Genomic DNA, 26,011 nt, shown 5'->3' on the forward strand with positions numbered 1-26,011 from the left:
TCGCGGTCGAAAAGATTGGCTCGACGTATCAATACGTATTGGTTAAAGTGATCAGTACGTAGTCTGGATCGCTCCGCCGCGCAGGTCAACCCCACGGCGGCGCGGTCCGCTCCCGAACGCGCATGAAGGAGATCGCAGCATGGCATCGTCGACCGCCGACACCCCGGGCACACCCGCTCCCGGCGCACCCGCTCCCGCCGCAGCCGTCCTGGTCGCCGGCGAGGCCCTCATCGACGTCATCCGGTCCGGCGACGCGACCCGGGAGCACCCGGGCGGCTCCCCCGCGAACGTCGCGCTCGGCCTGGCGCGCCTCGGAGTGCCCACCGCGTTCCTGACCGCGCTCGGCCGCGACGCGCGCGGCGCCGCGATCGCCGCCCGGCTCGCCCGCGACGGGGTCGACATCCTGCCGGAGTCCTGGCTGCTGCCGGCGACGTCGAGCGCCGTGGCCACCATCCAGCCCGACGGCTCGGCACGGTACGCCTTCGACATCGCGTGGACGTTGGCCGAGACGGTCGAGCTCCCGGCGGTGCGCCACATCCACGTCGGTTCGATCTCGGCGTTCCTGGCTCCCGGCGCCGACCGGATCGAGCACCTCGTGATGACCGCCACCGCCGATGTGACCGTCAGCGTGGACCCGAACATCCGTGCCGACCTGGTCGGGGAACCGCGTGCCGCACGCGAGCGTTTCGAGCGGCTGGCTGCGCGCGCCGACCTCGTCAAGCTCAGCGACGAGGACGCCCGCTTCCTCTACCCCGGGCGCTCCGACGCCGACACGGCCGTGGCCCTCGCCTCCCACGGCGCGATCGTCGCGGTCACTCGAGGATCGGCAGGCTCCCTCCTCGTCTCGGGCGACACCCAGGTGGAGGTCGACCCGATCCACGTGGACGTCGCGGATACGGTGGGCGCCGGCGACAGCTACATGGCCGCACTGCTCGCCTGGCTTCTGACGGGCGACCTGCGCCGCCGGCCGCGCAGCGCGGCCGAGCTCGCGGAGGCCGGCGCGTTCGCCGCCCGGGCCGCGGCGATCACGGTCTCCCGAGCGGGCGCGGAGCCGCCGCGGTCGGCCGAGCTGGACTGACGCGAGCGACCGCTGGCAGCGGGCCGGAGCCGTCGCTCCCGGCTGGGACCCGAGGGATCTGTCGCAGACGACTGACGCCCCCGCCTTCGAGCGTCGGCTATCCCGTGGGCCGGTCGTGGGAGCAGAATGGCCAGAACGCAGATCCCCTGAGCCGAAGGAGCACCATGTCCGCACCCTCTGCAGCTCCGAGCCCGACCGACAGCCTGCGCCGTCGCTCGCGGGAGGCGCTGTCCGCGCTGGCCCTCCAGTTCCTGCTCGGGATGGCGGCAAACCTCATCGGCGAGCCGAAGGGCACCTTCGCGATCGTCGTGGACACGATCATCGTCATTCTGCACATCCTGGTCGCGATCGGCCTGGTCGTGGTCAGTATCCGGCTGCTCGTCGCCGCCCGCAGGGCCGGTGTCGGCCGGCGCCTGGCGCTCTGGGGGCTCGTCGTCATCGTGATCACGTTCCTGGCGGGCGTCGGCACGATGGCCAGCGGCAGCGAATGGGCGTCCTACGTGATGGCGGTCGGGTTCCTGGCCGCAGCGGCCCTGTACGGCGGGACGTTCTTCGCGTCGTACGGGATCGGGAACGCGTCGCGGGCGTAGCTGTCGACGGCGCCGCCGCCCGGGCGTGTCGTAGACTACCCGGGTGGATCTGCTCATCTCGTCTCAGCCCGTCGGGCGTCTGGAGGTCGTCGGCGTTCTCCTCGCCGGCGTGAGATAGCCCTGCCTCTCTTCCCGTGATCCTGCGCGCCCTCTTCGCGCGCTCCCGCTCGCATTCGTGCGCCTTGCCGCGCCGCCGCTTCCCGTTCGGAGGCCCTGCGAGCCCCATCGCACCGGACCCGGCCACGCCTCGGCGTCCCGCGGTCCGCAGAACAGACAGGACCTCCATCCATGCTTCCCCTGAACGAGCAGCAGCTCCGCTCCTCCTTCGTCAACGCCTCCCAGCGCGAGCGCAAGGAGCTCACCCTCCCCGACCTGGCGAACACGCGCTGGGACGACCTCGACTACCTCGGCTGGCGCGACCGCAAGAACCCGAACCTGGGCGCTGTGGTCGCTGAGGTCGACGGCGAACTCGTCGGCGTCCTGCTGCGGAAGGCCGACGGCGGCGTCCGCAGCCGGCCGCAGTGCTCGTGGTGCGAGGACGTGCACCTGCCCAACGAGGTCGTCTTCTTCATCGCGAAGCGCGCGGGCGCGGCGGGCCGCAACGGCAACACGCTGGGCACCCTCGTCTGCGCCGGCTTCGAGTGCTCGGCGAACGTCCGCAAGCGGCCGCCGCTCGCCTACGTCGGCTTCGACGTGGAGGCCGCCCGCCTCCAGCGGATGGACGCACTGCGGGAGCACGTCACGACGTTCCTCCGCCGCGTCGCCGAGGGCTGACGCGCGGAGGCCGCGGCCTCGCGAACGCCCGTCAGTGCTGTGGAAGCGTGATGGCGCCGGTGTTCGTGAGGCCGTCGGCCTCGGCGACGCCGAGGTCGGTCTCCGGAAGGGTGCGCTCGATGTGATCGCGGAGCGAGCTCATAGGGTGGTTCCTATCGTGCTGTGGGGGTGACCGGGAAATCTTCCGCCATTCAACCTGAGAAGACGCAGAGCGCCCGGGATTGAATGGCGGTATCGTCGCGGCATGTGCCGGAACATCCGCTGCCTCCACAACTTCGAGCCGCCCACGACGGACGATGAGGTCAGGGAGGCCGCCCTCCAGTTCGTCCGCAAGGTCAGCGGCTCGACGCGCCCCTCCCGAGCGAACGCCGCCGCGTTCGACCAGGCGATCGACGAGGTCGCAGAGGCCACCCGCCGCATGCTCGATCAGCTCGTCACCAACGCGCCGCCGAAGACCCGCGAGACAGAAGCGCTCAAGGGGCGGGCGCGGCACGAGAAGCGGATGGAGCGCGAGGTGCGGATCCGGACGGCGGTCGGGTGACGGCTCCGGAGCCGACTGCTCACTCCGCCGGCGGCACCCCTCCGGCACCAGCCACACGAACCCGTGCCCGGCGAGCGCTACGCCCTCCCGGAGGTCGTGGCCTTCACCGGTCACCAGATCCGTCCACAGCGCAGCCCGTCCGGCGAGCGCCCACGCCTCGACGCGCTCCGGGTAGTCGCCGAAGTTCGCCAGCACAAGGAGCGGACGCTCTTCCTCCCCGGGCCGGAGATACCCGAGGACCCGCGGATTCCCGGTGTCCAGCGCGACGAGCTCGCCGCCGCCGAACTGGCTGTTGCGCCGGCGGAGCTCGATGAGCCATCGCATCCGCGCGAAGAGGCCGCCGGCCGGCGTCGTCGCATCCGTCCGCTCCTCATACAGCCGCGACGGATGCGCCGGCCTGCCGACCCACCGGGAGTCGTCCGCGCGCCCCTCGACCTCGAGCTGCCCGTAATCGTTGAGCTGGCCGACCTCGTCGCCCAGGTAGATCAGCGGGATGCCACCTGTCGACAGTGCCAGGGAGTACGCGAGCAGCACCCGGCCCGGTCCGCCCGCGTCGCTCGACTCGCAGCCGGCCAGCGAGGCGGTCGTCCCGGCGACCCGGCTGTCGCCCGTCTTCGGGTTGTACTGGAACGCGACGCCCCGCGCGAAGCTGCCCTCGAAGCGGCCGGTGTAGTAGTCGTTGAGAAAGCGGCGGTGGAGGTACGGGTCGATGCCGAACCGGACGGCGTCCTCGTCCGCGAACGTCCAGCCGATATCGTCATGGCTCCGCACGTAGTTGACCCAGGCGGTCCCGGCCGGCGTCCGGTGGCGGTCGGCCAGCGCGCTCTGGAGCAACCGCACGTCGCGGGTCGCCATCGCCTCCCAGGTCAGGGCCATCTGCAGCGGGTTGTAGCTGAGCTGGCACTCGTCCGGGCGCACGTACGACAGCACGTCGTCCGGGTGCACGATGGCCTCCGAGAGGAAGACCATCGCCGGCGCGGCGATGCGGCAGACGGCGTTGAAGGCCTGCAGCAGCAGGTGCGCCTGGGGGAGGTTCTCGCTGGAGGTGCCGAGCTGCTTCCAGATGAAGGGGACGGCGTCCATCCGCAGCACCTCCACTCCGAGATTGGCGAGGAAGAGCATCTCACCCGCCATCGCCCGGAACACGGCCGGGTTGGAGTAGTTGAGGTCCCATTGGAACGAGTGGAACGACGCCCAGACCCAGGTGCCGTCCGCGAGCTGCACGAAGGACCCCGGGTGATCGTCCGGGAAGATCTCCCGCGTCGTCTCCTCGAACCGGTCCGGCTGCTCGCGCGAGTCGAACATCCAGTAGAAGCCCCGGTAGACCGGGTCGCCCGCGGCCGCACGCCGCGCCCACTCGTGGTCGCTCGCGGTGTGGTTGAAGACGAAGTCGACGGCGAGCGAGATGCCGTTCGCGCGCAGCGCCTCCCCCAGCGCCCGGAGGTCGTCGATGGTGCCGAGCCGCGGGTTCAGGTCCCGGTAGCTGGAGACCGCGTAGCCGCCGTCCGAGTTGCCCTCCGGAGTGCGGAACGGCGGCATCACGTGCAGGTAGTTCAGGCCGAGTTCCCGGAAGTAGGGGATCCGCTCCGGGAGGCCCGAGACGCCGCCCGCGTAGAGGTCGGCGTAGCAGACGCCGCCGAGCATCGCGTTGGACTGGAACCAGTCCGGCCGCTCCGAGCGCCGGCGATCGAGGTCCTTGAGCGCGGCGGAGCGTTCCCGCCAGGACGTGTCAACGAGCTCCAGGGTGCTCGCGAGCGCCGCCGACAGTCCCGGATGGCCGCCGTAGATCGCGCCGAGGAGGCGGCGCAGGCGCTCCCCTCCACCGCGAGCCTGCGCTCGAAATCGCGACGTTCGCCCTCGATCGTGCTGCTTCCGATGCTCACGTGACCCACCGTAGGGCGCGGCATCCGATCGACCAAGAGATTTTCGGCGCGCGACGGCGCGCGGTGAAGGGGGCGCTCCGGCCTCAGACCGTGCGCGGCGCCTTGGCCGCGTTGGCCTCCAGCTCCTCGCGGTTCTGCCGCACCACATAGGCGGGACGATCGCGCTCCACGCGCCAGCTCTCCGAGAGCGGGCCGAGGTTGACCGTGTCGAAGCCGAACTCGTCGTAGATCGAGGTCACCAGCGCCGCGGCGTCCTCGTAGTCGCTCGCCGTGGCGAGGGCGCGACGGTTCTCGGTGCCCGCCGGCGACCCAGTGGTCGCGATGTCCCGCGCACCGATGTGGTTGAAGCCCTTGGCCACGCGCGACTCCGGGAGGTGCGCCTGCAGGAGTCCCGAGGTGGTCGCGGTCCCGTCGTCGAGCTCGGCGATGTGGCCGTCCCGCTCGAAGTAGTAGTTGTTCGTGTCGATCACGACCTTGCCTGCCAGCGGCTCGACGGGGATGTCCCGATAGCTGCGCAGCGGGACGGTCACCACCACGAAATCGCCCGCCGCTCCGGCTTCCGCCGCCGTCGCCGCCGTGGCCGACGGGCCCAGCTCGGCGACCAGCTCCGCGAGCGTCTCCGGCCCGCGCGAGTTCGCGATCGTGACCGTGTAGCCGTGCTGGATGAAAGTGCGGGCGAGTGCCTGGCCGATGTGGCCTGCTCCGATGATTCCTACGTTCGTCATGCTGGGTGCAACAGAAGCGGCCCGGGAGAATTCCACGAGGCATACGCTGTCGCCATGCACCGCGCGACGCGGGGATCCGCAGGCCGCACGCGCGCCCGCCTCGGAGCGGCCGCGCTGGGCGGCCTGCTGCTGCTCGCGGGATGCGCCGCCTCCGGGACCCCGTCGCCGACGGCCTCCCGCGCGTCGGGCACGCCGTCGCCCTCCCGCCCGACGCCGTCGGGATCGTCGACGCCGGTCGCCGTGCCGCTGCCCGGCGTCACGTCCTGGTCCTCGTACCACGCCGGTCCTGCGCGCACCGGGGCGGTCGCCGCCGGGGCATCGCTCGCCTCGCTCACCCGCGCCTGGTCGGCCGACCTCGGCAGCGCGGTGTTCGGCCAGCCCGTCGTCGCGGGCGGCCGGGTGATCGCGGCGACCGAGACGAACCGGGTGGTCGCGCTCGACCCCGCCGGCGGGAAGGTCGTCTGGTCGGCCTCCCTGGGCGCACCGCTGACGGACGTCGGCTCGGTCGCCGGCTGCGGGGACATCGACCCGCTCGGCGTCACCAGCACGCCTGCCGTGGACGCCGCCACCGGGACCCTGTACGTCGTGGGCGAGGTGAGCACCGGCGGAGGCGCGGTTCATCACCAGCTCGAGGGCTTCAGCGTCGCCACGGGGCAGCTGGTGCTCTCCGAGAACGTCGACCCGCCGCTCCCCTCCGGCGAGGACCCGGTCCACCTCCTCCAGCGGGCGTCACTCGCTGTGGCGAACGGCCGCGTCTACATCGCCTACGGCGGCAACTACGGCGACTGCGGCGCGTACCACGGCTGGGTCGTCGCGGTGAACGAGACGGGCGCGCCCGGCCTCGTATCCTTCGAGGCGGCAGCGGATGGCCAGGGCGGCGCGATCTGGCAGGGCGGCGGCGCGCCCGCGGTCGACGCGGCCGGCGACCTGTACGTGTCGACAGGCAACTCCAACCCCGACCCGCCGGGCAGCGGGCCCGACCCCATCCAGTACGCGGAGAGCGTGCTCAAGCTGTCGCCCGACCTGAAGCCGCTCGCCGCGTTCACGGACCAGGGCGCGGGCGGCGACGACGACCTGGGGACGGGCAACCCGGTGCTACTCCCCGGAGGCCTCCTGTTCGTCGCCGGGAAGACCGATGTCGGTTTCCTCCTGCGCCAGTCGGACCTGTCCGAGGCGGCGAGCATCAGCGGGATCTGCGGCAGCGACCCCGACGGCGGCGCAGCGTACGACCAGACGACGAACCGGCTCTTCGTCCCGTGCAGCGGAGGGGGCATCCAGACTGTGGACCTGACCGCCGGTCAGCGTGGCCGGCGCCTCCCGGGCGCGAACGGGGCCCCGATCATCGTCGGAGGGACGGTGTGGGCGGTCCAATACCCGGGCGGGACGGTCAGCCAGTTCGACGCGGCGAGCGGCGCAGTGATGCAGCAGCGGCCTGTGGGCGACTCGGTGCCGCACTTCGTGAGCCCGAGCACAGGGCTCGGGATGCTACTGGTGGGGACGGACTCGGGGGTGGTCGCGTTCCGCGGGGGCGGGTGAGTGTCGCGTCGGCGGGAGCGGGCGGCCACATCGACCGGTCACAGATCACCGAACCCGAACGACGAACCGTCCGGCTCTTCCGAGAACGGCCCGTCGCTCGTTTCCTCATCGACGAGTTCGATCCGGACCGCTGTGCTGGCCGTGATGAAGATCTCGCTGACTCCGGTGGGAGAGAGGAATGGCACGAACGCGCCACCAGCGCGCGCGGCTGCGACGATCGCGGCCTTGCTGGTCCGCACGTCCTCGATCGGTCGGTAGAGGATTCTGTCGATCCTGAAGAGTACGAGCACGCCGCGCCGCCTCTCCTTGTGGATGTACGGAACGGTACGCGTTCCGCGCTCGATTACCAGCACTTGCGTGGGCCGCGGCCCGTGCACCTCGAACCTTTCGGCTTCCTTTTCGGGTTCGCCGTGTAGGGTGGTCGGAGGCCGACCGGAGGATTCGTCCTCTGCGTCGGGCGTGATCACGCGTTTCCGATCGTGTGACCGAGACGGTCCCGCATCAGAAACCGGTCCTTCCCATCCGGGTGTCGCGTGCGGGGCCGCCTTCCAGAACTCCTACCAGGCGCGCAGAATCCACTTACCACCGACTCCGATCTTCTCGTCCGCAGCAACGTCGCCCGCGGCATCATCCCCGCCTCCTCCGAGGCGAAAGGACTCACCATCATCAGCACTTCGCGGCCCCCGGCCGCACTCACCTGGCGCCAAGCCGACGACACCGTCTGGGTCGCGACCGCCGACGACGAGTACGGCGGCATCGCCGAGCTCCGCGACGGGCGATTCCGGGTGCTCGACAGCCGTTCCCGCGCCGTCGGGACAGCGCCCACGCTCGCCGAGGCGGAGACCCTCCTCCGGCGCACCCCACCGCACCGCGTCCGCCGCGGCGCCCACCACCGTCCGCGCCGATTCGGGCGCGGCGACCGGAGCCGTCCTCACGGCTCCCGAAGAATAATGAAGGAAGAAAAGATGCCCACTGGCACCGTCAAATGGTTCAACTCGGAAAAGGGCTACGGCTTCATTGCCCCGGATGACGGCAGCGCCGACGTCTTCGCCCACTACAGCGAGATCGCCTCCAACGGCGGCTACCGCAACCTCGACGAGAACCAGAAGGTCGAATACGACCTCGCACAGGGCCCCAAGGGTCCCCAGGCCGCGAACATCCGCCAGGCCTGATCTGGTGCGGTGCCCGGTCGCGAGACCGGGCACCGTTTCCACAGCGGGGCACCGACGAACACTCAGCCTGCGCGCCTACGCTTGCGGTATCTCGGGCGTTCGCCCACACCCTCGGCTGGGAAGTCGTCCTGACACAGCGGAGGAAAGCATGACCGCATCCACTCTCGGGCCGGTCCTGAAGACCAGGCCACGCTCGGAGACGCGCGCTCCGGTCACCAGCACCTACAACGAGCTGCTCGGGCGGGTCCGCAGCGAAGGCCTCCTCGAACGCCGGCGCGGCTTCTACATCACGATGTTCGCCGTGCTGACGGTCGGACTGCTCGGCGCGGCCGCCGGTTTCGTGCTGCTCGGCGACTCCTGGTTCCAGCTCCTCATCGCAGCCGCGCTGGGGCTGATCTTCACCCAGTTCGCGTTCCTGGGCCACGAGGCGTCCCACCGCCAGGTGTTCGCCTCCGGTCCCACCAACGACCGGGCCGGCCGGCTCATCGCGACCTGGCTGGTCGGCATGAGCTACCAGTGGTGGATGACGAAGCACACCCGCCACCACGCCAACCCGAACACCGAAGGCAAAGACCCCGACATCGCCTTCGACACGATCTCGTTCACGGTGGAGGACGCCGCCCGGCAGCGGGGCTGCTCGCCGCGATCACCCGCCGGCAGGGCTACCTGTTCTTCCCGCTGCTCCTGCTGGAGGGAGTCAACCTCCACATCACCTCGATCCGGTCGCTGCTCGCACGCGGGCCGGTGGAGCGCCGTCGCAGCGAACTGGTCGCCATCGGGCTGCGGCTCTCGATCTACGTCACGATCGTGTTCCTGATGCTGCCGGTCGGGATGGCTTTCGCGTTCCTCGGTGTCCAGCTCGCCGTGTTCGGCGTGTACATGGGCGCCTCCTTCGCGCCCAACCACAAGGGCATGCCGCTGCTGCCCGCCGGAGCCCGCGTGGACTTCCTGAACAAGCAAGTGCTGACCTCCCGCAACATCCGCGGCGGCTGGACGATGAGCGTCTTCATGGGCGGCCTCAACCACCAGATCGAGCACCACCTCTTCCCGAGCATGCCCCGGCCGCACCTGCGCCGAGCCCGCGAACTGGTCCGGGAGCACTGCGCGGCCCACGACATCCCCTACACGGAGACGGGCCTCGTGAACTCGTACCGGATCGTCATCCGCTACCTCAACCGGGTCGGGCTCGCCGCCCGCGACCCGTTCGAGTGCCCCGCTGCGCAGCGCTACCGCAGGGCGTGAACGGGCCGGCTCCCAGCCGGGCCGCCTGTCAAGGGGCTACGCGCCTGTTCTATGAGAGGACGCTGAAGGAGTGGAAGTCCCGGTTTACGCAGTAGTGGTCCCGCACGAGATCACCCCCGAGGTGCTCGGCGTCTTCTTCGAACTCGCCGAAGCGGAGGCCGCGGCCGAGGAGGCCGAGCAGTTCGCGATCGTCGATCGCGCCATCCTGCACGCCTGACAATCGGCTCCGTCCGGGTCGCTTTCCCAGGTCGCAGGGGACAGACTGGAAAGACACCCTCCGGTTGACGTGAAGCCTCGATTGGCAACCGATTCTTTGCCCCCTTCCGGACATACCAAGGAGGGCAACATCATGGGCTACCTCAGCTACGAGAACCACGAGTACCAGTTCGAAGACCGAACTCTCGCACATCTTCACATCGTCATCGTCAACAAACTGCGCCACGGCCAGAGCTTCGCCATGTCGTGGAAAGATGCGGACGCGGTGGGCGGCGGACGGACCAGCATCTGGCTGCACCCCCCCGTCCAGCAACCTGCGCTTCCACTTCGACGGCTCCCGCTCGCCGGCCCTCAACCGGGACTGGCTGGCCCAGCTCGCGGACTCCGCGGAGAGTTCGCGCGGGCTGGTCATCGAAGCGGAGGAACGCACGCCGTTGCGGGCGCTGGCGACGGCGTGAGTTCAGCCACGGCGTGCCGCGCACGAACCTGACGTGTGGCGCTGGAGGACGGCGACGCACCCGACTTCCTCAGACGGCCGTTCCCAGCGCCTTCGCCTTCAGCGCCTCGAATTCCGCCGGAGTGATGGCGCCGCTGTCGAGCAGCTTCTTGCCCTGTTCGATCTCGGTCGCCGCAGACGCACCGCCACCGCCCGACACCGACCGGATGTAGTCGGCGTTGGCCGCCTGCGCTTGCATCGCACGCTCCGTCGACCGCTGCGCCATCCTCCCACCGCGAGCGATCAGGTAGATGAACGCGGCGAGGAAGGGCACGAGCACCAGGAAGATGCACCACAGTGCTTTCGCCCACCCGTTCAGTTCAGGGTCGCGGAACACATCGATGATGACCCGGATGAAGATCGAGATGCAGACGATCACGAGGTAGAACCAGAAGGACCAGACAAGGAAATCCCAGAAAGTCATGGCGCAACTCCATTCCCTCCGCCTAGCGACGATCGCTCTGCGTGGCCAGAAGTTACGACCTCGAATGTCCGCTCGGCAACCCCCGTTGGTCGGGGTCGACGCGATCAGGGCGGTGAGCTGGCGGCGCACATCGTCCAGAATGTTCTCGTTGTCGCGTTCGTCCGCGCTGGTGGCCATGGCGAGGAAGAGGATCGCCGAGACGATGTGGGCAAGGACAGCGGCCTCCTCGGGGACGACACCGGCTGTGCGGGCGATCGTCGCGGCCATGACCTCCTCGGTCCGGGCTGCGATGTCGAGCGCCGTGGCATGATGCGGCTCCGCGGGGTCGCCGAAGACCATCTCGCGGAGGTACGTGCGCCCGTTCTCCACCTGCGTTCGGTTGCAGTGGATGATCGGCCCCGCGATCGCAAGGAGGGCGGTCACCGGGTCGTCCAGCGTCTCGGCCGCGTCCCGACCATCCTGCAGCGCGTCAGCGTAGAGCGCGTTCTGCACCATCAGCAACAGCTCGCCCTTGGTACGCGCGTAGAAGAAGAGCGTGCCCGCGCCGATGTCCGCGGCCGCGGCCACCTCCTGGGTCGTGACGTCGTCGACGCCGCGCTCTGCGAAGAGCCGGCCCGCCGCGGCGATGATCCGGTCGAGCTTCTCCTGTTTGTTGCGCTCTCGCCGACCGGGGACGGCGGGGGTGGCGGTCATTTCATCCCTTCTCTGGACGGCAGGTGATCACCATAACCCGCCGGGCCCCGGTCGTTCACTCTCGCAGGAACGCGGCCGCCAGCGCGGCGAACTCCTCGTGGTACTGGAAGATGCCCCCGTGTCCGGAGTCGGGGTAGATGACGAGCTGCGAACCCGCGATCCTGCGGTGGAGGTCCTGGGACAGGATCGACGGGACCATCCGGTCGTTGTCTCCGTTGGCGATGAGGGTGGGCTGCGTGATCGCGGAGAGGTCGGACGGCTTCGAACGGCCGAACCTCCGGATCGCGAACAACTGGGTATTGAACGCCGTGAGCGCGATGTCCGTGTCGCGGTCGGCCGTCCGTTCCGTGAGGCGGGCGAGGAACGACCTCGCGGCCCGTCTTCCCGTCTCGTTGCGGTTGAAGAAGAGGAACTCCTTGGGGTCGGTGCGGCGCACCGCGGCCCGGACGACGTCCAGGTAGGTGGTGAGCACCACCTTGTCCATGTCTTTGCCGCCACGGGGTCCGGTGCCGGTGAGGACGAGCCGGCGGACGAGCTCCGGATGCTTCAGCACGAGGTCCTGCGCGATCATGCCGCCCATCGAGAACGAGACGACGTCGATCGTGTCCAGTCCGAGCGCACGGATGAAGGTGTAGGCGTCATCCGCCGCCTCTTCGATGGTCCGGGGCACGATTCCGGTCGATGCGCCCACCCCTCGCTGGTCGAAGGTGATGACGCGACGTTCGCGGGCGATGGCGTCCACGATCCGCGGGTCCCAGTTGTCGAGCGTGCCTGCCAGGTGGACGAAGAAGACGACGGGGATGCCGCCCTCCGGTCCCAATTCGCGGTACGCGTAGGTGCCTCCGCCCGCGGTGACGCGGCGGGTCGGGGCTTCGGCGTACGAGGTGATGGTCGGCTTCGGTGTGGTCATGAAGCTTCCGTTCGGTGCCGTTTCTGTGTCGTTCGGCTGGGGATGCGCCCGGGGTCAGCGGCGGGTGGCGGCGAAGGGGATGGAGGCGACGACCTTGCCGCGGACGCCGCTCGTGCCGAGGCCGGCGAGCGCCTCCGGGATCTCGTCGAAGGAGACCACGCGGCCGACGATCGGCCGGATCGCACCGGACTCGACGAGTGCCGAGATCTGGCGCAGCTGATCGCCGCTGGCGGACATCCAGAGGAAGGAGTAGTCCACGCCCGCCGTGCGGGCGGCGCGGCGCACGTTGCGGCTGATCGCCGCGATGCCCACACGCAGCACCGGGTTGAGCCGGAGCTGACGGGCGAACGCCGGGTCGGGCGGCCCCGCGATGCCGATCGCCCGACCGCCGGGGCCCAGGATCCGCAGCGACTTCATCAGGTTCTCGCCGCCGACGCTGTCGAGGACGACGTCGTAGCCGGCGAGCTGCTGCTCGAAGTCGTCTGACCGGTAGTCGATGACGACGTCGGCGCCGAGCGACGCCACGAACTCGGCGTTCGCGGCGCCGGCTGTGGTGGCGACCGTGGCCCCGAGGTGCTTGGCGAGCTGGATCGCGATGGAGCCCACTCCCCCGGCTCCGGCGTGGATGAGCACCTTCTGCCCCGGCCGCACGTCCGCCCGCACGACGAGCGCCTGCCACGCGGTCAACGCCACCAGAGGCAGGGACGCGGCTTCGGCCATCGTGAGCGCGGCGGGGACGGGGGCCAGGTCGCTCTCGTCGGCGGCGATGCGTTCGGCGAAGGTCCCGATCCGCCCGTCGCGCACGCGCCCGTACACCGAGTCGCCCGGCTGGGAGGTCCGCACCTCCGATCCGACCTCGAGGACCGTGCCGGCCACATCGTGCCCCAGCACTGCCGGAAGGGCGAGCGGCACGAGCTGCCTGAATTCGCCCGCGCGAAGCTTCTCGTCGAGCTGGTTCAGGCCGGCGGCCTGAACGCCGACAAGGACGTCGCGCGGACCCAGGACCGGCTCGGGGAACTCGCCGACGACGACCGGCTTCGTGTAGGACGTGAGGACGACGGCTTTCATGGAATCCCTCTTTTTCGAGTGTGCTCTATTTTGAGCATACTCAATAAAAGAAGCCGACGTCCGCGTTTATTCCGCGACGCGCTGTCGCCCACGCTCCTCGCGGCTCCGCGCTGAACGAGAGCGGCTCGACCGCTTCACATTCGCGTCATCCCGCCCGCGCTATGCGCCCACGACGAGGAATGCAGGGACGGAGCGATTTGAACCCACCGGACGCATGTTCGCCGGCCGCGATTTCTCTGAAGGATCGCATTACCGGCGAGAGTTTTCACCGGCGAGCATTCGATCCCCCGTGTCTACCTGTCCGTTATCGATCAGCCACCGCAACGCCTGGGCAACTGCCTGGAGGCTGGTGTGCTGCGGCTCATAGCCGAGCACGCGCCGAGCCTGGTCGATGGAGGCTGACGGGCTCCGTGAGATGTGCTCCCAGGTGGTGGCGGCGTTCTCCGGCCCGACGAGTTCGGCGAAGCGGTCGAAGGGCTCGAAACGCAGGCGGGGCTCAGCGCCGAACCAGCCGGCCACGGCAGTGGCGAAGCCTCGGAGGGTGAGCGCTCGATCGGACACTACATGGAATCCCTGGCCCACGGCCTCCGGGCTCGTCAGCGCCAGCTCGAACGCTTGCGCGACATCATCGGCGTGGACGTGGTGCACCGTCTCCAGTCCGAAGTTGGGCAGGGCGAGCTCCTCACCGGTCGCGAGCTTGCGCCAGACGTCGAGATCGAGGTTGCCCGCGGGGTTGATCATGTTCCAGCCGGGGCCGGTGATGTGCCCGGGGTGGAGCACGATGCAGGGCACGCCGTCGGGACGGGCCGACTCGGCGAGGAGGAGACGCTCGATTGCGTCCTTGCCGATCCCGTAGTCTCCGAACGGCTCGCGCGCCTCCTGCTCGGCGACGGGTACGTACGTCGCCGGGCCGTGGATCCAGATCGTGCCGCAGCTGACGAGAAGCTTCACGCGGCCGCGCAGGCCGTCGACCAGCTTCTGCGCGGACTCCGGCGTGAAGCACACCATGTCGATCACGGCGTCTGCGCCCAGTGCGGCCACGCTCTCGGCGAAGGTGCCGTCGCGGTCGCCGGCGTCTCGGTCCAGGTGGACCCTCTCGACGGCGTCCCACGCGGGGTCGGAGTGGTACGGCTCGCTGTGCCCCCGGTTGACGGCGACCACCTCGTGCCCGGCATGGACGAGCCGAGGGACGAGGAAGCTTCCGACGTGCCCGGTGGCTCCAATGACTACTACGCGCATGGCATCCACACTCTCATCGTCGCCGGGCCCCGGTTCGCGCGATGGTGGTACGGGATGAGCGAAACCTCGAATGGCTCCGACAGCTCGGGTCGATTGACATCCTCAGTGTATGGCCAGGCGGTCTCGCCGAAGGCCGCCATGCGGGCTGTGATCACCGGCCTGCCGCCACGAACGCGCGGGGCGTCGCGGAGATCGATGCGCAGTCCCTCGACGTCCGCCCCTTCGGGGAGGTCGACCGACTCGGCGCAGAGCACGAGCGGTCCCGCCTCCACCGCTGCGCTCCCCCGGACCGCGTCGACGCGCGGGTCCGCGAAGGTCAGGCGCGGCGAGACGTCGAGCCGGAGCTGGACGGTGTCGCCCACCGCGAAACGCCGGCGCACCCGCGCGGTGCCGGGCACGACGGCGCGCTCCTCGCCGTCGACGACGAGGGTCGCGCCCTCGTGCGCCCATCCGGGAACGCGTACGGCGAGCTCCCACTCGGCGTCGACCGTCTCGGTAACGGTGACGGTGACGGCGCCGTCGTCGGGGTAGGCGGTCTCGACGCTCACCGTGACGTGGCCGTCGCCCACATCTCCGCCGATGGACCCGGTCACGAACTGGTGCAGCTGGAGGCCGTCCGCCGAGGTCGTGGCGACATAGGCCCCCATGGACGAGAATGTGCGGGCGACGTTGGTCGGGCAACACGACACGTCGAACCACGGCGCCCGGAGACTCGACGAGGCCCGGGGGCTCTGCGCGTCGGCCGCCGGCGTCGCGCCGGGGACGCGCTGGTAGAGGGTGTTCGTGTAGAAGAAGGAGGTGCCCTCCACGCCGGGCGAGCCCGCAACCACGTTGTAGAGGGTCCGCTCGATCGCGTCGGCGTACCGCGACTCGCCCGTCGCCAGAAGCAGCCGGAAGTTGACCATAACCGAACCGACGCCCGCGCACGTCTCCGAGTAGGCGCGGTCCGGCGGCAGCTCGAAGTCGAGGCCGAACGACTCGCCCTCGTGATGCGCGCCCATGCCACCCGTCACGTACGTGCGCCGAGCCGTGGTGTTCGCCACCTGCGTCTGGAGAGCGCCGAACAGGTCGGAGTCCCCGGTCTCGACGGCGACGTCGACACCGCCGGCGGCCAGGTACAGCGCCCGGACCGCATGACCGGCCATGACCTCGGTCTCGCGAAGCGGGGTGTCGTCCTGGAAGTACTGGCGACCGAACTCGATGTCCGCCAGCGTCCGGCGCCCGCGGCGCTCAAGGAAGAGCCGCGCCTGCTCGAGGTACTTCGCCTCCCCGGTGTAGCGGGCGAGTTCGGCAAGCGCCACCTCGATCTCGGGATGCCCGCAGACGCCCGGGATGCCGTCCGGCCCGAAGGCCTCACAGACATGGTCGGCCGCGCGGCGCGCGATCTCGACGAACTCGTCCGGGCCGGTCGTCCGGCCGCGGGCGATCGCGGCCTGGATGAGGTGGCCGTAGCAGTAGAGCTCGTGGCCCCACTCGAGGTCGGTGTACCGCGGCGCCTGGCCGGGGCGGCCGAAGTGCGTGTTGAGGTAGCCGTCCGCCTCCTGTACGGGGGCGATCCGGTCGACGATCGCGCGGAACCGCGCATCCATCGCCTCGTCGCCCGTTCGGCCGATCTCCCACGCCATTGCCTCGAGAAGCTTGTAGACGTCGGAGTCGGCGAACTCGCGTCCGGTGCGCGCCTCCGGCAGCCTGCCTTCGCGGGCAGCGTCGAAGTTGGCGACCCAGCCGGCTCGCTCGATCCAGTACTCGCAGTGCTCGATCATTGCCTGGTGGTTGAGCTCCTGCCGGTCGCCCCAGAAGCCGCCGCGGATGCGCACGTCCTGGATGCCCAGCGGGCGCAGTACTCCCACGGTGGGCGCGACGGGCCGCCCGTGGTCGAGGTTGAGTGAGGTGTCGGTCACAGGGCTGTCTCCAGTCATTTCACCGCGCCGAGGGTGAGGCCCTCGCGCAGGAGTCGGTAGGTGCCGGCGAAGAGCACCAGGATCGGGATGGAAGTGAGTACGGCCAGCGCCATCAGGCCCGGCCAGTTGATGCCGAAGGCCGAGACCTGCTGCGCGAGCAGAGCGCTCAGCGGGTACTTGCCCGGCGTGAGCAGGAAGTTCACCGCGTAGAGGAACTCGCCCCACGACAGCAGGAAGACCAGCGTGGCCGCCGTGGCGACGCCGTTGCGCGCCACCGGCAGGACGATCGAGCGGAAGGTGCGCCAGGTGGAGGCGCCGTCGATCGCCGAGGCCTCCTCGAGCGCCTCGGGGACGGCCCGGAAGAACGGCCGCAGCAACAGCACTGCGAACGGGATGAGCAGTGCCGTGTCGGCGAGGATCACTCCGAGCGTCGAGTCGAGCAGTCCCCAGCTGCCGAAGATCTGGAACAGCGGGATGACGTTCGCCGTCTGCGGGACCATCTGCAGGACGATCAGGAGCGCCAGGCAGATGGTTGTGATCCGGCCCCCGACCCGCGCCAGGCCGTAGCCGGCCGGGATCGCGACGAGCAGCGTCAGGATGGTGGTGCCGGCCGCGATGAGGAACGACTGGCCGAGGGCCTCGTATAGGCCGCCGGACTGTAGAACGCTCGCGTACGCGGCAAGGGTCGGCCGGAAGAAGAAGGTGGCCTTGCCCGAGAGGACGTCGCCCGGGTCCTTCAGCGACGTGAGGACGATCCACAGCACGGGGACGCCGTAGATCACGAAAAGCAGCGCGCGCGACAGCACCGCGACGGGGCTGCGCCGGCGGGTCGAGCGCCGCGGCGAAGCCGTACGGGCCGCCGGAGCCGCCGCGGCGCGGGGGTGCGGGGCGCGGGAGTGCGTGGTGGTCATCAGTCCAGCTCCTCCTTGCGCACGCTACGCGCATAGACGACGGCGAGCACGATCACGAACAAGACCGCGATGATCGCGGTCGACGACCCGAGGCCGAAGTCGTAACGGACGAACGCCTGCAGGTAGCCGAGGAACGGCAGGGTGTTGGTGGCCTTGCCGGGGCCGCCGTAGGTCATCACGTAGATGAAGTCGAAGCTCCGGAATGCGTAGACGATTGTCAGCACCGCGAGCACGAGTGTCGTCGGCCGGACCGCCGCCATCATGATGTGACGGATCTCCTGCCACGGGGTGGCGCCGTCGAGCTGCGCGGCCTCGTACACCTCCTCCGGGATTCCCAAGATGGAGGCGCGGTAGACCAGCGCGTTGAAGGGGATGATCGCCCACGAGTTCACCAGCGCCACCGACAGCAGGGCGAACCGGGTGTCGTACAGGAACGGGAACGAGGAGGCGCCGAACAGGTGCAGCACCGAGTTGAACAGTCCGTTGTCGCCGAGCAGGAACTTCCACACGCTGCCGTTGACGACGGGCGGGAGTGCCCAGACGAAGACCATGAGTCCGAGGAGGATGGCGGACCCCTTCGTGTTCGCCCGGAGCGCGACCGCCGCGGCGAACCCGCTGGCCAGTCCCAGGGCGGTCACGATCACGACGAAGACCAGCGTGTTCAGGAGGGCCGCGGGCGTGTCGCCCTGCTGCCAACTCTTGGCGAAGTTGGCGAGGCCGACGAAGGCCCAGTCGGTGTTGAGCGTCGCCGAGGTGACGGCGCTCACGCTCATCCGGACGAGCTGGATCAGCGGGTAGGCCGCGAGCACCGCCAGCACGCCGGCGGCAGGGAGCACGTAGAGGAGGCGCCCGTCGAGCGTGCGCCTCCTCCGTCGTGCGATCGGCGCCGGCGACGAGCTCAGGCGGGTGGTGCGGCGGGGCGATTGTTGTGCCGTTGTCATCGTCGGTACCGGTCGCGTGCTACTTGGCGCTGAGCAGCTGGTCGAGCTGCTGCTTGTACGTCGCCGCCGCGTCGGACGGCGAGGCTGCGCCACCGAGCACCGAACTCCACGCCTGGCCGCCGGCGAGCTGCTGGTTGGCGACGCTCGCCGCGGGGACTGCATTTGCCGGGTAGTTCGCGCCGAGCTTGGCCACGGAATCGGCGAACGGCTTGATCAACGGGTCGCCGGTCACCGCGGAGTCCGATGCGGTGTCGGCGCGGGCGGGAATCGTCCCCGAGTCCTTCACCGCGATCAGCTGACCCTCCTTCGAGTAGTAGGTGGCCTGCAGGTACTTCCAGGCAAGGTCCTGGTTCTTGCTGAACGCGCCGATGCCCTCGCCCTCGCCGCCGAGGTAAACCTTGCCCTTGCTCCCGACCGGGAGCGGTACGACGCCGTAGTTGAACTTGGCCGTCGACTTCGCGGTGCCGATCTGCCAGTTGCCGTTCTCGGCGAACGCGACATCACCGGCGGCGAACTTCTGGAACGGGACCGTCTGGTCCCAGGTGGTCGCCTCCTTCGACAGGTAGCCCTTCGAAACCCAGTCCGACACGCGCGACAGGCCATCGGTGAGTGCCTTCGTCGAGGGCTTGGCGAGGTCGAACCCGGCGGCGGTCAGCCACGGGTAGGCCTGCCACTCGCCCTGCGAGTTGGGGAGGCCGGAGAGGGTGATCCCGGACTTGCCTGCCGCCTTCACCTTCGCCATCGCCGCATCCAGCTCGTCGAGCGTGGTCGGCGGCTTCACCCCGGCCGCGTCGAGGATGTCCTTGTTGTACCAGAGGCCCAGCAGGTTGACGTAACCCTGCACGGCGTAGGTCTTGCCCTTCAGCTTGTGGACGACCGAGGACGGGAACTGGCCCTTGTCGGCGAACGACGACCACTTGCTGTCCATCGGGGCCAGTGCGCCGCTGAGCGCGAGGTTGCTGGCGTCGGCGCCGTTGAACACGACGACATCCGGGCCAGTCTTCGCACCAGCCGAGGCGATCAGCTTCTGATCCATCTGGTCGTACGGCACGTAAACGTTCTTGACGGTGACGCTCTTGTTGCTCTTCTCGAACAGGCTGGCGTAATCAGTCATGACCTTCACCTGATTGGGGTCGCTGAAGTAGTGCCAGACCGTCAGCGTGTTCGAGCCGCCGCCCGAGGAGGGCGCGGTCCCACCCGAGCAGCCGGCGAGGAGCAGACCTGCAGCGGCTGCAATCGCGCCCGCGATCAGGCCCAGGCGGGCACGCTGCCCGCGACCGGCGGCCCGGTTTCGTTCTTGGTTGAATGCCATCATTGATCCTTCGTTGGATGTGATTGAGAACGCGTCCTCGAAATTTACCGAAAAGGTTTTCGTGACGAGTTTTGAGCAATCTACATTGCTTTGCGTGCGTCGTCAACCACATATGATGTTCAGACCGAAAGGGTTTCGGGTGCGGGCGGGAGGTCACCGATGAGCGGGACGAACGAGGGCCGAGTGCGCCACCCCACCCTCAGAGATGTGGCGGCTCTCTCGGGAGTGTCCATCGCAACCGCTTCCAAAGCGCTCAACAACCGCGAGCAGGTACACCCTGAGACGCGAGCACGCGTGTTGGAAGCGGCACAACAGATCAAGTTCCGCCCCAACCCGCTCGCGCAGGGCCTGCTCGCCGGCCAGACCGGGACCGTGGGATTGCTCACCGACGACCTCATCGGCCGCTTCAGCATCCCGATCCTCACAGGAGCGGAGGACGCCTTCGGGACAGGCCGGATGTCGGTGTTCCTCTGCGACGCCCGCGGCGACGCGATCCGCATGCAGTACCACCTGCAAGCGCTGCTCAGTCGCCAGGTCGACGGGCTCATCGTGCTGGCCGCCGACACCGACCCGCGGCCCTCCCTCGGCCGCGACCTGCCGGTCCCGGTCATCTACGTCTACGGCCCATCTGAGGACCCCGACGACCTCTCCCTGGTGCCCGACAATGTCGGCGCCGGCGTACTCGCCGCCCAACACCTGATCTCCACCGGCCGTCGCCGGATCGCGCACATCACCGGTGAACGCGGATTCGTCGCTGCCCGTGACCGGGCGGCCGGGATCAGCGAGACCCTGCTCGCCGCGGGCCTCGACCTCGTCGCCGGCGACGCCATCTACGGCAGCTGGTCGGAGGCGTGGGGCCGCACCGCGACGCTCGCCCTCCTGGACCAGCACCCTGAGCTCGACGCCATCATCTGCGGCAACGATCAGATCGCCCGCGGCGCCCTCGACATCCTCCGCGAAAAAGGCATCTCAGTGCCGACCGACGTGGCTGTCATGGGCTTCGACAACTGGGAGATCATCACCACCGAGTCCCGGCCGCAACTCACCTCCGTCGACATGAACCTCGAAGAGCTCGGCCGCCGCGCGGCCCAGCGGCTCTTCGCGGCCATCGACGGCGACACGCAGTCCGGCGTCGAGTCGTTGCCGTGTCGCCTCGTGGTGCGTGCCTCCACAGCACGGGAGGCGTGACCGGGATACTTCGGATTTGCCGCCGTCGACGTTGCAGCCGGGGCCGTACCGGCTGCGGACTGTCTCCGCGACACCGTCGTTCAACCGGCACGGCTGGCGGAAGCGATCAGCCCAGTTCCAGAGCAGTCCAGGAGACGGGCGGGACAGTGATTGTGACCGTGGCGTCCGACGTGATGACGTTCGCGATGTCCGTGAGGCCGACCCGGGTCTGCTCCTCGAGCGTGTTCTTCGCCGAGGTGTCGGCGTCGGACAGAGTCCGTGCGGAGAGCACGGACACTCCGTCGAGTGCGGTCAGGTCGATCGTGACGGTGGCCTCCTCGGTCTGGCTGCGGTTCACCAGGAAGACGGCGGTGCGGCCGGTCGCCTCGTCGTGGGTGGCCACGGCATCGACCAGCGGGACCTCGCCGTAGACCTCGGTGCTGTAGGTGTCGCTGGTCAGCTTCGTCTGGAGGGCCGATCCCTTGGCCAGCCGCGACGTCACGGCGAACGGGAAGAACGTGGTCTGCCGCCATGCCGGGCCGCCCGGCTCGGTCATGATCGGAGCGATCACGTTCACCAACTGGGCGAGGGAAGCGCTCGTCACGCGGTCCGCGTGCTTCAGCAAAGAGATGAGCAAGTTGCCGAACACCACAGCGTCCGCCACCGAGTACGCATCCTCGAGTAGGCGTGGAGCGACGGGCCAGTTGTCGATGCCCTCCACCTTGTCGACGCCGTGATACCGATCGATGTACCAGACGTTCCACTCGTCGAAGGAGATGTTGATCGTCTTGTCACTGCCCTTGACGGCCTTCACATGGTCGGCGGTGGCGACGACCGACTCGATGAAGTGGTCCATGTCAACGGCAGACGCCAGGAAGCTTCCGAGATCGCCATTCTTCTCCTCGTAGTACGCGTGGCACGAGATGTAGTCGACGTCGTCATAGGTGTGGCCGAGGACGACGCGTTCCCACTCTCCGAAGGTCGGCATGTGGGCGCTCGACGACCCACACACGACCAGCTCGAGTGACGGATCCAGCTGACGCATGCCCTTGGCGGTCTGGGACGCGAGCTTGCCGTAGTCGTCGGCGGAGCGGTGACCGAGCTGCCACGGCCCGTCCATCTCGTTGCCGAGACACCACATCGAGACGCCGAACGCGTCGGTGCGGCCGTTCGCGATGCGCTGGTCGCTGAGGGCGGTTCCGGAGGCAATGTTCGTGTACTCGAGCAGGTCGATCGCTTCGAGGGTGCCGCGCGTTCCGAGGTTGACCGCGAGCATCAGCTCGCTCCCTACCTTGTCCAGCCACGACGAGAACTCGTGCAGCCCGACCTCGTTGGTCTCGGTCGAGTGCCATGCCAGGTCCAAGCGCCGCGGTCGGCTCTCCCGCGGACCGACGCTGTCCTCCCAGCGGAAGCCGGAGACGAAGTTGCCGCCGGGGTACCGGATGGTCGAGACGCCGAGTTCCTTCACCAGCTCGATCACGTCCGTGCGGAAGCCCTCGGCGTCGGCCGTCGGATGCCCTGGCTCGTAGATCCCGTCGTAGACGCACCGGCCGAGGTGCTCGACGAACGAGCCGAAGAGTCGCGGGTTGATGGGGCCGACGGTGAAGTACGGGTCGATCGTGAGGCGGGCGGTAACCATGTTCTGCTTTCGAGTGTCGAGGGTGAGTATTGAGATTCGTCTACGGAGCGGTTCAGTGATGTCGGCGGCTACTTGAGGCTGCCGAGTGAGAGACCGCCTTGCCAGTACTTCTGGAGGGTGAGGAAGGCGATGATCAGCGGGATGATCGAGACCAGCGCGCCGACGATGATCAGCCCCCACAGCGAGTGGCCGCCGCCATTGTTGGAGTTCGCGAGTTGCGACCACAGCCCGAGGCCCACCGTGATGGGGAACAGCTTGGAGGTGGAGAGCATCGCCAACGGCAGGAAGTAGTTGTTCCAGGTCCCCACCACCGAAAGCAGCAGGACCGTAATAAGCGCCGGGCGCATCAACGGCAGCGCGACCGTGAAGAACGTGCGGTACTCGCCGGCACCGTCGACGCGCGCCGCGTCCAGCAGCTCATCGGGTACGGCATCCGCCGTGTACACGCGCATCAGGTACACCCCGAACGGACTCAGCAACGAGGGCAGGATGACGGCCCAGACCGTATCGGTGAGTCCGATGGTCGAGAGCAGCACGAAGGTGGGAATCACCAACGCAGTAAGCGGGACCATGACGGATCCGAGCAGCAGAGCGAAAGTGAAGTTGCGGCCCCGGAACTTGTACTTGGCGAACCCATAGCCCGCCAGGACGGCGATTATGGTCGCGCCGACTCCACCGCTGACGGCGTAGAGCACGGAGTTGCCCAGCCACTGCAGGTATTCACCGCCGTTGTACGTGAATAGATCCTGCAGGTTGGCGAAGAGGTTGAAGTCTTTACCGAACCAGAGGGCGCCGGAGCCGGAGAACAGTCCACTCGCATCCTTGGTGCTGGCCACGAAGAGCCACCAGATCGGGATGAGGAAGTAGACGACGAGCACCAGAAGGAAGAGGTGCGCGATCACGTTGCGGCGCGGGCCGCGACGACCGGCGCGCTCGAGAGTGCGCGTACCGCTGACGATCGTGGGAGCTTCCGAGCGGGTGGTGGTCATTTGAGCAGGCTCCCTCGCTTGCGGGTGGCGAACATGAAGATGTAGACCGCGATGAACACGACGATGCCGAGTGCGAACGAGATCGCCGAGGCGTAGTTGAACTGGGCGTACGAGAACGCAAGGTTGAAAGCGTAGATGTTGGGGGTGAAGTCGGGCGTGATCGTGCCGTTCGCTACCGGAGCGAGCACCTGCGGCTCTGTGAAGAACTGCAATGTCCCGATGAGCGCGAACACCAGGATGAGTACGAGGGCCGACGAGACCAGCGGCACCTTGATCCGCAACGCCACTTGCCACGAATTGGCGCCATCGATCTTGGCGGCCTCATAGATGGACGGGTCGATACCCTGCAGCGCAGCAAAGATGATGATCATGTAGTAGCCGGCCCACTGCCAGGTGACCACGTTCAGCAGTCCGTAGAACACGTTGTCCTGGCTGAGCAGGAACGGCGCTTGTGCGTGGAACAGCGAAAAAAGCTGTTGAAGCGGCCCGAAGGTGGGGCTGTAGAGGAAGCCCCACATCAGTGCGCCGATGACAGCTGGAATGGCGTACGGCAGGAAGATCATCAGCCGCGAGAACCTGGCGAGCCGGGTCGTGAGCGCATCCAGTAGGAGGGCGGCGATCAGCGAGACCAGCATCTGCAACGGTATGAGCACGAGCGAAAACCGCACGACGAACCAGACGCCCTTGAGGAACGACGGGTCGGTGAACGCTTTCACGTAGTTGTCGATGCCGGCGAAGGTCGTTCCGGTCGCGAGGCCTTTGGTATAGAGGCTCAGATAGAACGCGTACGCGAGCGGGGCGACGAGGAACACGACGAATACGACGACGAACGGTGCGATGAAGACCCAGCCGGTCCTCCCGCGTCGCGCGAGCATCCGCTCGCTGCCTGACGTGTGCCGACGACTACCGCGACCGCTGGCCGCGCCTCGTTGCGCCGTGGTCGTTGCTGACATGATCTCCCTGCCTCGTTGCTGGTATTACCCGCGGTCGTTCTGGAGCGCCGCGATGCGGCCGGGTCTTTGAAACCCGACCGCATCGGGGACGGACTCACTTGACGGTGAAGCCCTGACTCTTCGCGTACTTGACGATCGTGTTCTGCAGGTCGGTCGCGGCCTGGTCACCCGTCGTCTTGCCGGCGTTGATCTTCACGATTTGCGCTTGGAGTTGGGCATAGTAATAGACGGAGAACGGGCTGTAGTCGAAGCCCTTGTACGCGTTCTCAGCCGGGACGTAGACCTCTTTGTTCGCCTGCTGGCCGTTGAAGAAGTCGACGGGGTTGTTGACGAAAGCATCTGACTTCAGGACGCCCTGGTTCAGCGGGAAGATCGTCTGCGTCTTCCAGCCGTCCGTCAGCGAAGCGTCGTCCGCGTAAAGGCCCTTGGCCACCTCGGCGGCCAGCTTCACGTTGGTGGCCTGCGAGGTGACTGCGAACGTGGATCCGCCCCAGTTGACCGACACGCCGTCTCCGTCGTTCCACTGGGGGAGCGGCGCAACAGCGAACTGTCCCTTTTCAGCACCCTTCCCGACCCCGGCACCCGTCAGGTAACCCGGTGCCCACGCCGCGGAGACGTAGGTGGCATACTTGCCGCCCACGACGCCCGAGATGTAGTCGGTCGTGAACTGGTCCTGAGTTCCGACGAGTCCCTTCTTCACCAGCCCGGCCCAGTAGTTCAGCACATCCTTCGTGGCCTGGTCGTCCAGGTTGATCGAGATGTTCTTCGAGTCAGCCAGGTTGTACGTGAACGGCTTCGCGCCCTTCTGCGCCATGAGGGCCGTGATCGCCGCCGGGACGTTGCTGCCGAGGTCGCCGAAGAGGGGCCCTCCAGCGTCCTTGACCTTCTGCGCGGCCTGCTCGTATTCGGCCCAGGTCTTCGGCGGGGTGATGCCGTACTTGTCGAAGATGTCCTTGCGGTAGATCATCGCCATCGGACCGCCGTCGACGGGGATCGCGTAGACCGATGAGCCCTGCGAGACGTCCTTCCAGGCGCCGGCGCTGAAGTTCTTCTTCACATCGTTCGCGCCATACGGCGCGAGATCGACCAATGCCTTCTGGATCTCGAACCCGGTGAGCTGGTCGGCTTCGAGCATGATGACGTCGGGTGCGCCTTTGCCGGCCGAGATGGCGGTCTGGAACTTGGCATACTCCGGAGCGCCCTGGCCCGCGACGGTCCAGCAGACCTGGACGTCCTTATGCGCCTTGTTGAAGTTGTCGACCACCTTGGCCATGTTGGGGTACCACGCCCAGACCGACACCTGGGGTGCGTCGTTCATCATCTTGTTGCTGCAGTTCGTGAGCTTGGGGTTGCTGGCCTTGTCCGCCGATGCACCTCCTCCGGAGGTGCATCCCGCCAGCGCCACGGCCAGTGCGATAGCGGAGACCGCTGCCGCCAATGCTTTCTTCCTCACTGTGTTCCTTTCGTACTTCTCGTGGACTTCTTCGTCTAACGATGTGAAAGGGGCCGGAAGGTCTCCGAATCCACTTTGATTCACATGGCTCTCTGGTGCGTCGGCCTCACGCCGATGTCTACAACGTTAGAGGTAAACGTTATAGAAGGATGATGCCA

At 68.2% G+C, this 26,011-nt stretch carries 23 protein-coding genes and 2 pseudogenes; 10 read left to right on the top strand and 15 right to left on the bottom strand.

What is annotated here, in order from left to right; translation table 11 throughout:
* The first annotated feature begins 139 nt into the window (after nt 1-139).
* The 4 genes from ACRAWC_RS10410 to ACRAWC_RS10425 all read left to right on the top strand — a co-directional run bounded on the left by ACRAWC_RS10410 (nt 140) and on the right by ACRAWC_RS10425 (nt 2,983).
* A complete protein-coding gene (locus ACRAWC_RS10410; RefSeq protein ID WP_431347655.1) occupies nt 140-1,078 on the top strand; it encodes a carbohydrate kinase family protein in 939 nt (312 codons plus the stop codon).
* A 164-nt stretch (nt 1,079-1,242) separates the two neighbouring features.
* On the top strand, nt 1,243-1,668 hold the full coding sequence (locus ACRAWC_RS10415) for a hypothetical protein (RefSeq protein ID WP_431347656.1): 426 nt from the start codon (nt 1,243-1,245) through the stop codon (nt 1,666-1,668).
* A gap of 288 nt (nt 1,669-1,956) precedes the next feature.
* A complete protein-coding gene (locus ACRAWC_RS10420; RefSeq protein WP_431347657.1) occupies nt 1,957-2,442 on the top strand; it encodes an FBP domain-containing protein in 486 nt (161 codons plus the stop codon).
* Nucleotides 2,443-2,686: 244 nt separating this feature from the next.
* Complete coding sequence (locus tag ACRAWC_RS10425) at nt 2,687-2,983, top strand: DUF2277 domain-containing protein (RefSeq protein ID WP_431349416.1); 297 nt, start codon at nt 2,687-2,689, stop codon at nt 2,981-2,983.
* Between the two features lie 825 nt (nt 2,984-3,808).
* Here ACRAWC_RS10425 and ACRAWC_RS10430 read toward each other — a convergent pair.
* A pseudogene (locus ACRAWC_RS10430) lies at nt 3,809-5,014 on the bottom strand (alpha-amylase family glycosyl hydrolase); the annotation flags it as partial.
* The gene (locus tag ACRAWC_RS10435; RefSeq protein WP_431347658.1) at nt 4,950-5,591 is read right to left on the bottom strand and encodes an NADPH-dependent F420 reductase; all 642 of its coding nucleotides are present in this window, start codon (nt 5,589-5,591) and stop codon (nt 4,950-4,952) included. The gene ACRAWC_RS10435 and the pseudogene ACRAWC_RS10430, both read right to left, overlap by 65 nt.
* A 54-nt stretch (nt 5,592-5,645) precedes the next feature.
* Between ACRAWC_RS10435 and ACRAWC_RS10440 the strand changes: the two genes are divergently transcribed.
* Nucleotides 5,646-7,127 carry a PQQ-binding-like beta-propeller repeat protein gene (locus ACRAWC_RS10440; protein WP_431347659.1) on the top strand — a complete coding sequence of 494 codons (1,482 nt, stop codon included), beginning with the start codon at nt 5,646-5,648 and terminating at the stop codon, nt 7,125-7,127.
* A 38-nt stretch (nt 7,128-7,165) separates the two neighbouring features.
* Here the strand turns inward: ACRAWC_RS10440 and ACRAWC_RS10445 are convergent, their stop codons facing one another.
* Nucleotides 7,166-7,594 carry a hypothetical protein gene (locus ACRAWC_RS10445; protein WP_431347660.1) on the bottom strand — a complete coding sequence of 143 codons (429 nt, stop codon included), beginning with the start codon at nt 7,592-7,594 and terminating at the stop codon, nt 7,166-7,168.
* 498 nt (nt 7,595-8,092) lie between these two features.
* On the opposite strand from ACRAWC_RS10445, the gene ACRAWC_RS10450 reads away from it, so the two are divergent.
* The 4 genes and pseudogenes from ACRAWC_RS10450 to ACRAWC_RS10465 all read left to right on the top strand — a co-directional run bounded on the left by ACRAWC_RS10450 (nt 8,093) and on the right by ACRAWC_RS10465 (nt 10,215).
* Complete coding sequence (locus tag ACRAWC_RS10450) at nt 8,093-8,299, top strand: cold-shock protein (RefSeq protein WP_369961448.1); 207 nt, start codon at nt 8,093-8,095, stop codon at nt 8,297-8,299.
* 148 nt (nt 8,300-8,447) lie between these two features.
* Nucleotides 8,448-9,541, top strand: a pseudogene (locus ACRAWC_RS10455) (fatty acid desaturase family protein).
* A 70-nt stretch (nt 9,542-9,611) separates the two neighbouring features.
* Nucleotides 9,612-9,758 (top strand): hypothetical protein, encoded by a 147-nt coding sequence (locus tag ACRAWC_RS10460; RefSeq protein ID WP_431347661.1) that lies wholly within the window; start codon nt 9,612-9,614, stop codon nt 9,756-9,758.
* A 253-nt stretch (nt 9,759-10,011) separates the two neighbouring features.
* Nucleotides 10,012-10,215, top strand: a complete 204-nt coding sequence (locus ACRAWC_RS10465; protein ID WP_431347662.1) for a hypothetical protein — start codon at nt 10,012-10,014, stop codon at nt 10,213-10,215.
* A gap of 69 nt (nt 10,216-10,284) precedes the next feature.
* On the opposite strand, the gene ACRAWC_RS10470 is transcribed toward ACRAWC_RS10465, so the two are convergent.
* The 8 genes from ACRAWC_RS10470 to ACRAWC_RS10505 form a co-directional block, all read right to left on the bottom strand.
* Nucleotides 10,285-11,370, bottom strand: coding sequence for a TetR family transcriptional regulator (locus tag ACRAWC_RS10470; protein ID WP_431347663.1), 1,086 nt, complete (start codon nt 11,368-11,370; stop codon nt 10,285-10,287).
* A 55-nt stretch (nt 11,371-11,425) separates the two neighbouring features.
* Nucleotides 11,426-12,280: an alpha/beta fold hydrolase gene (locus ACRAWC_RS10475; protein WP_431347664.1), complete on the bottom strand. Its 855-nt coding sequence runs from the start codon at nt 12,278-12,280 to the stop codon at nt 11,426-11,428.
* A gap of 54 nt (nt 12,281-12,334) precedes the next feature.
* Nucleotides 12,335-13,348 carry an NADP-dependent oxidoreductase gene (locus ACRAWC_RS10480; protein WP_431347665.1) on the bottom strand — a complete coding sequence of 338 codons (1,014 nt, stop codon included), beginning with the start codon at nt 13,346-13,348 and terminating at the stop codon, nt 12,335-12,337.
* Nucleotides 13,349-13,597: 249 nt separating this feature from the next.
* Nucleotides 13,598-14,587: an NAD-dependent epimerase/dehydratase family protein gene (locus ACRAWC_RS10485; RefSeq protein WP_431349417.1), complete on the bottom strand. Its 990-nt coding sequence runs from the start codon at nt 14,585-14,587 to the stop codon at nt 13,598-13,600.
* Nucleotides 14,578-16,488, bottom strand: a complete 1,911-nt coding sequence (locus ACRAWC_RS10490; RefSeq protein WP_431347666.1) for a glycoside hydrolase family 127 protein — start codon at nt 16,486-16,488, stop codon at nt 14,578-14,580. Before ACRAWC_RS10490 ends, ACRAWC_RS10485 begins: the two co-directional genes overlap by 10 nt.
* Nucleotides 16,489-16,502: 14 nt before the next feature.
* Complete coding sequence (locus tag ACRAWC_RS10495; RefSeq protein WP_431347667.1) at nt 16,503-17,399, bottom strand: carbohydrate ABC transporter permease; 897 nt, start codon at nt 17,397-17,399, stop codon at nt 16,503-16,505.
* The gene (locus ACRAWC_RS10500) at nt 17,399-18,340 is read right to left on the bottom strand and encodes a carbohydrate ABC transporter permease (RefSeq protein ID WP_431347668.1); all 942 of its coding nucleotides are present in this window, start codon (nt 18,338-18,340) and stop codon (nt 17,399-17,401) included. Before ACRAWC_RS10500 ends, ACRAWC_RS10495 begins: the two co-directional genes overlap by 1 nt.
* A 19-nt stretch (nt 18,341-18,359) precedes the next feature.
* Nucleotides 18,360-19,652 (bottom strand): sugar ABC transporter substrate-binding protein, encoded by a 1,293-nt coding sequence (locus tag ACRAWC_RS10505; RefSeq protein WP_431347669.1) that lies wholly within the window; start codon nt 19,650-19,652, stop codon nt 18,360-18,362.
* A gap of 159 nt (nt 19,653-19,811) precedes the next feature.
* Here ACRAWC_RS10505 and ACRAWC_RS10510 point away from each other — a divergent pair, with 159 nt between their 5' ends.
* Nucleotides 19,812-20,840, top strand: coding sequence for a LacI family DNA-binding transcriptional regulator (locus ACRAWC_RS10510; protein ID WP_431347670.1), 1,029 nt, complete (start codon nt 19,812-19,814; stop codon nt 20,838-20,840).
* Between the two features lie 106 nt (nt 20,841-20,946).
* On the opposite strand, the gene ACRAWC_RS10515 is transcribed toward ACRAWC_RS10510, so the two are convergent.
* From ACRAWC_RS10515 to ACRAWC_RS10530, 4 genes are all read right to left on the bottom strand, one after another.
* Nucleotides 20,947-22,458: an alpha-N-arabinofuranosidase gene (locus ACRAWC_RS10515; RefSeq protein ID WP_431347671.1), complete on the bottom strand. Its 1,512-nt coding sequence runs from the start codon at nt 22,456-22,458 to the stop codon at nt 20,947-20,949.
* A gap of 68 nt (nt 22,459-22,526) precedes the next feature.
* Complete coding sequence (locus ACRAWC_RS10520) at nt 22,527-23,447, bottom strand: carbohydrate ABC transporter permease (RefSeq protein ID WP_431347672.1); 921 nt, start codon at nt 23,445-23,447, stop codon at nt 22,527-22,529.
* Nucleotides 23,444-24,322, bottom strand: a complete 879-nt coding sequence (locus ACRAWC_RS10525) for a carbohydrate ABC transporter permease (RefSeq protein ID WP_431347673.1) — start codon at nt 24,320-24,322, stop codon at nt 23,444-23,446. The genes ACRAWC_RS10520 and ACRAWC_RS10525 overlap by 4 nt, the downstream gene beginning before the upstream one ends.
* 172 nt (nt 24,323-24,494) lie before the next feature.
* Nucleotides 24,495-25,853, bottom strand: coding sequence for an ABC transporter substrate-binding protein (locus ACRAWC_RS10530; protein WP_431347674.1), 1,359 nt, complete (start codon nt 25,851-25,853; stop codon nt 24,495-24,497).
* Nucleotides 25,854-26,011: the final 158 nt, after the last annotated feature.

The organism is Leifsonia sp. L25 (assembly GCF_050632895.1).

Excerpts from the sequence above, each read along its gene's own strand:
- ACRAWC_RS10465 (WP_431347662.1), top strand. The coding sequence starts at position 10,012 with ATGCGGACGCGGTGGGCGGCGGACGGACCAGCATCTGGCTGCACCCCC.
- ACRAWC_RS10495 (WP_431347667.1), bottom strand. The coding sequence starts at position 17,399 with ATGACCACCACGCACTCCCGCGCCCCGCACCCCCGCGCCGCGGCGGCT.
- ACRAWC_RS10420 (WP_431347657.1), top strand. The coding sequence starts at position 1,957 with ATGCTTCCCCTGAACGAGCAGCAGCTCCGCTCCTCCTTCGTCAACGCC.
- ACRAWC_RS10480 (WP_431347665.1), bottom strand. The coding sequence starts at position 13,348 with ATGAAAGCCGTCGTCCTCACGTCCTACACGAAGCCGGTCGTCGTCGGC.
- ACRAWC_RS10475 (WP_431347664.1), bottom strand. The coding sequence starts at position 12,280 with ATGACCACACCGAAGCCGACCATCACCTCGTACGCCGAAGCCCCGACC.
- ACRAWC_RS10410 (WP_431347655.1), top strand. The coding sequence starts at position 140 with ATGGCATCGTCGACCGCCGACACCCCGGGCACACCCGCTCCCGGCGCA.
- ACRAWC_RS10510 (WP_431347670.1), top strand. The coding sequence starts at position 19,812 with ATGAGCGGGACGAACGAGGGCCGAGTGCGCCACCCCACCCTCAGAGAT.
- ACRAWC_RS10485 (WP_431349417.1), bottom strand. The coding sequence starts at position 14,587 with ATGCGCGTAGTAGTCATTGGAGCCACCGGGCACGTCGGAAGCTTCCTC.
- ACRAWC_RS10450 (WP_369961448.1), top strand. The coding sequence starts at position 8,093 with ATGCCCACTGGCACCGTCAAATGGTTCAACTCGGAAAAGGGCTACGGC.
- ACRAWC_RS10425 (WP_431349416.1), top strand. The coding sequence starts at position 2,687 with ATGTGCCGGAACATCCGCTGCCTCCACAACTTCGAGCCGCCCACGACG.
- ACRAWC_RS10470 (WP_431347663.1), bottom strand. The coding sequence starts at position 11,370 with ATGACCGCCACCCCCGCCGTCCCCGGTCGGCGAGAGCGCAACAAACAG.
- ACRAWC_RS10520 (WP_431347672.1), bottom strand. The coding sequence starts at position 23,447 with ATGACCACCACCCGCTCGGAAGCTCCCACGATCGTCAGCGGTACGCGC.
- ACRAWC_RS10515 (WP_431347671.1), bottom strand. The coding sequence starts at position 22,458 with ATGGTTACCGCCCGCCTCACGATCGACCCGTACTTCACCGTCGGCCCC.
- ACRAWC_RS10440 (WP_431347659.1), top strand. The coding sequence starts at position 5,646 with ATGCACCGCGCGACGCGGGGATCCGCAGGCCGCACGCGCGCCCGCCTC.
- ACRAWC_RS10500 (WP_431347668.1), bottom strand. The coding sequence starts at position 18,340 with ATGACAACGGCACAACAATCGCCCCGCCGCACCACCCGCCTGAGCTCG.
- ACRAWC_RS10505 (WP_431347669.1), bottom strand. The coding sequence starts at position 19,652 with ATGGCATTCAACCAAGAACGAAACCGGGCCGCCGGTCGCGGGCAGCGT.
- ACRAWC_RS10435 (WP_431347658.1), bottom strand. The coding sequence starts at position 5,591 with ATGACGAACGTAGGAATCATCGGAGCAGGCCACATCGGCCAGGCACTC.
- ACRAWC_RS10415 (WP_431347656.1), top strand. The coding sequence starts at position 1,243 with ATGTCCGCACCCTCTGCAGCTCCGAGCCCGACCGACAGCCTGCGCCGT.
- ACRAWC_RS10525 (WP_431347673.1), bottom strand. The coding sequence starts at position 24,322 with ATGCTCGCGCGACGCGGGAGGACCGGCTGGGTCTTCATCGCACCGTTC.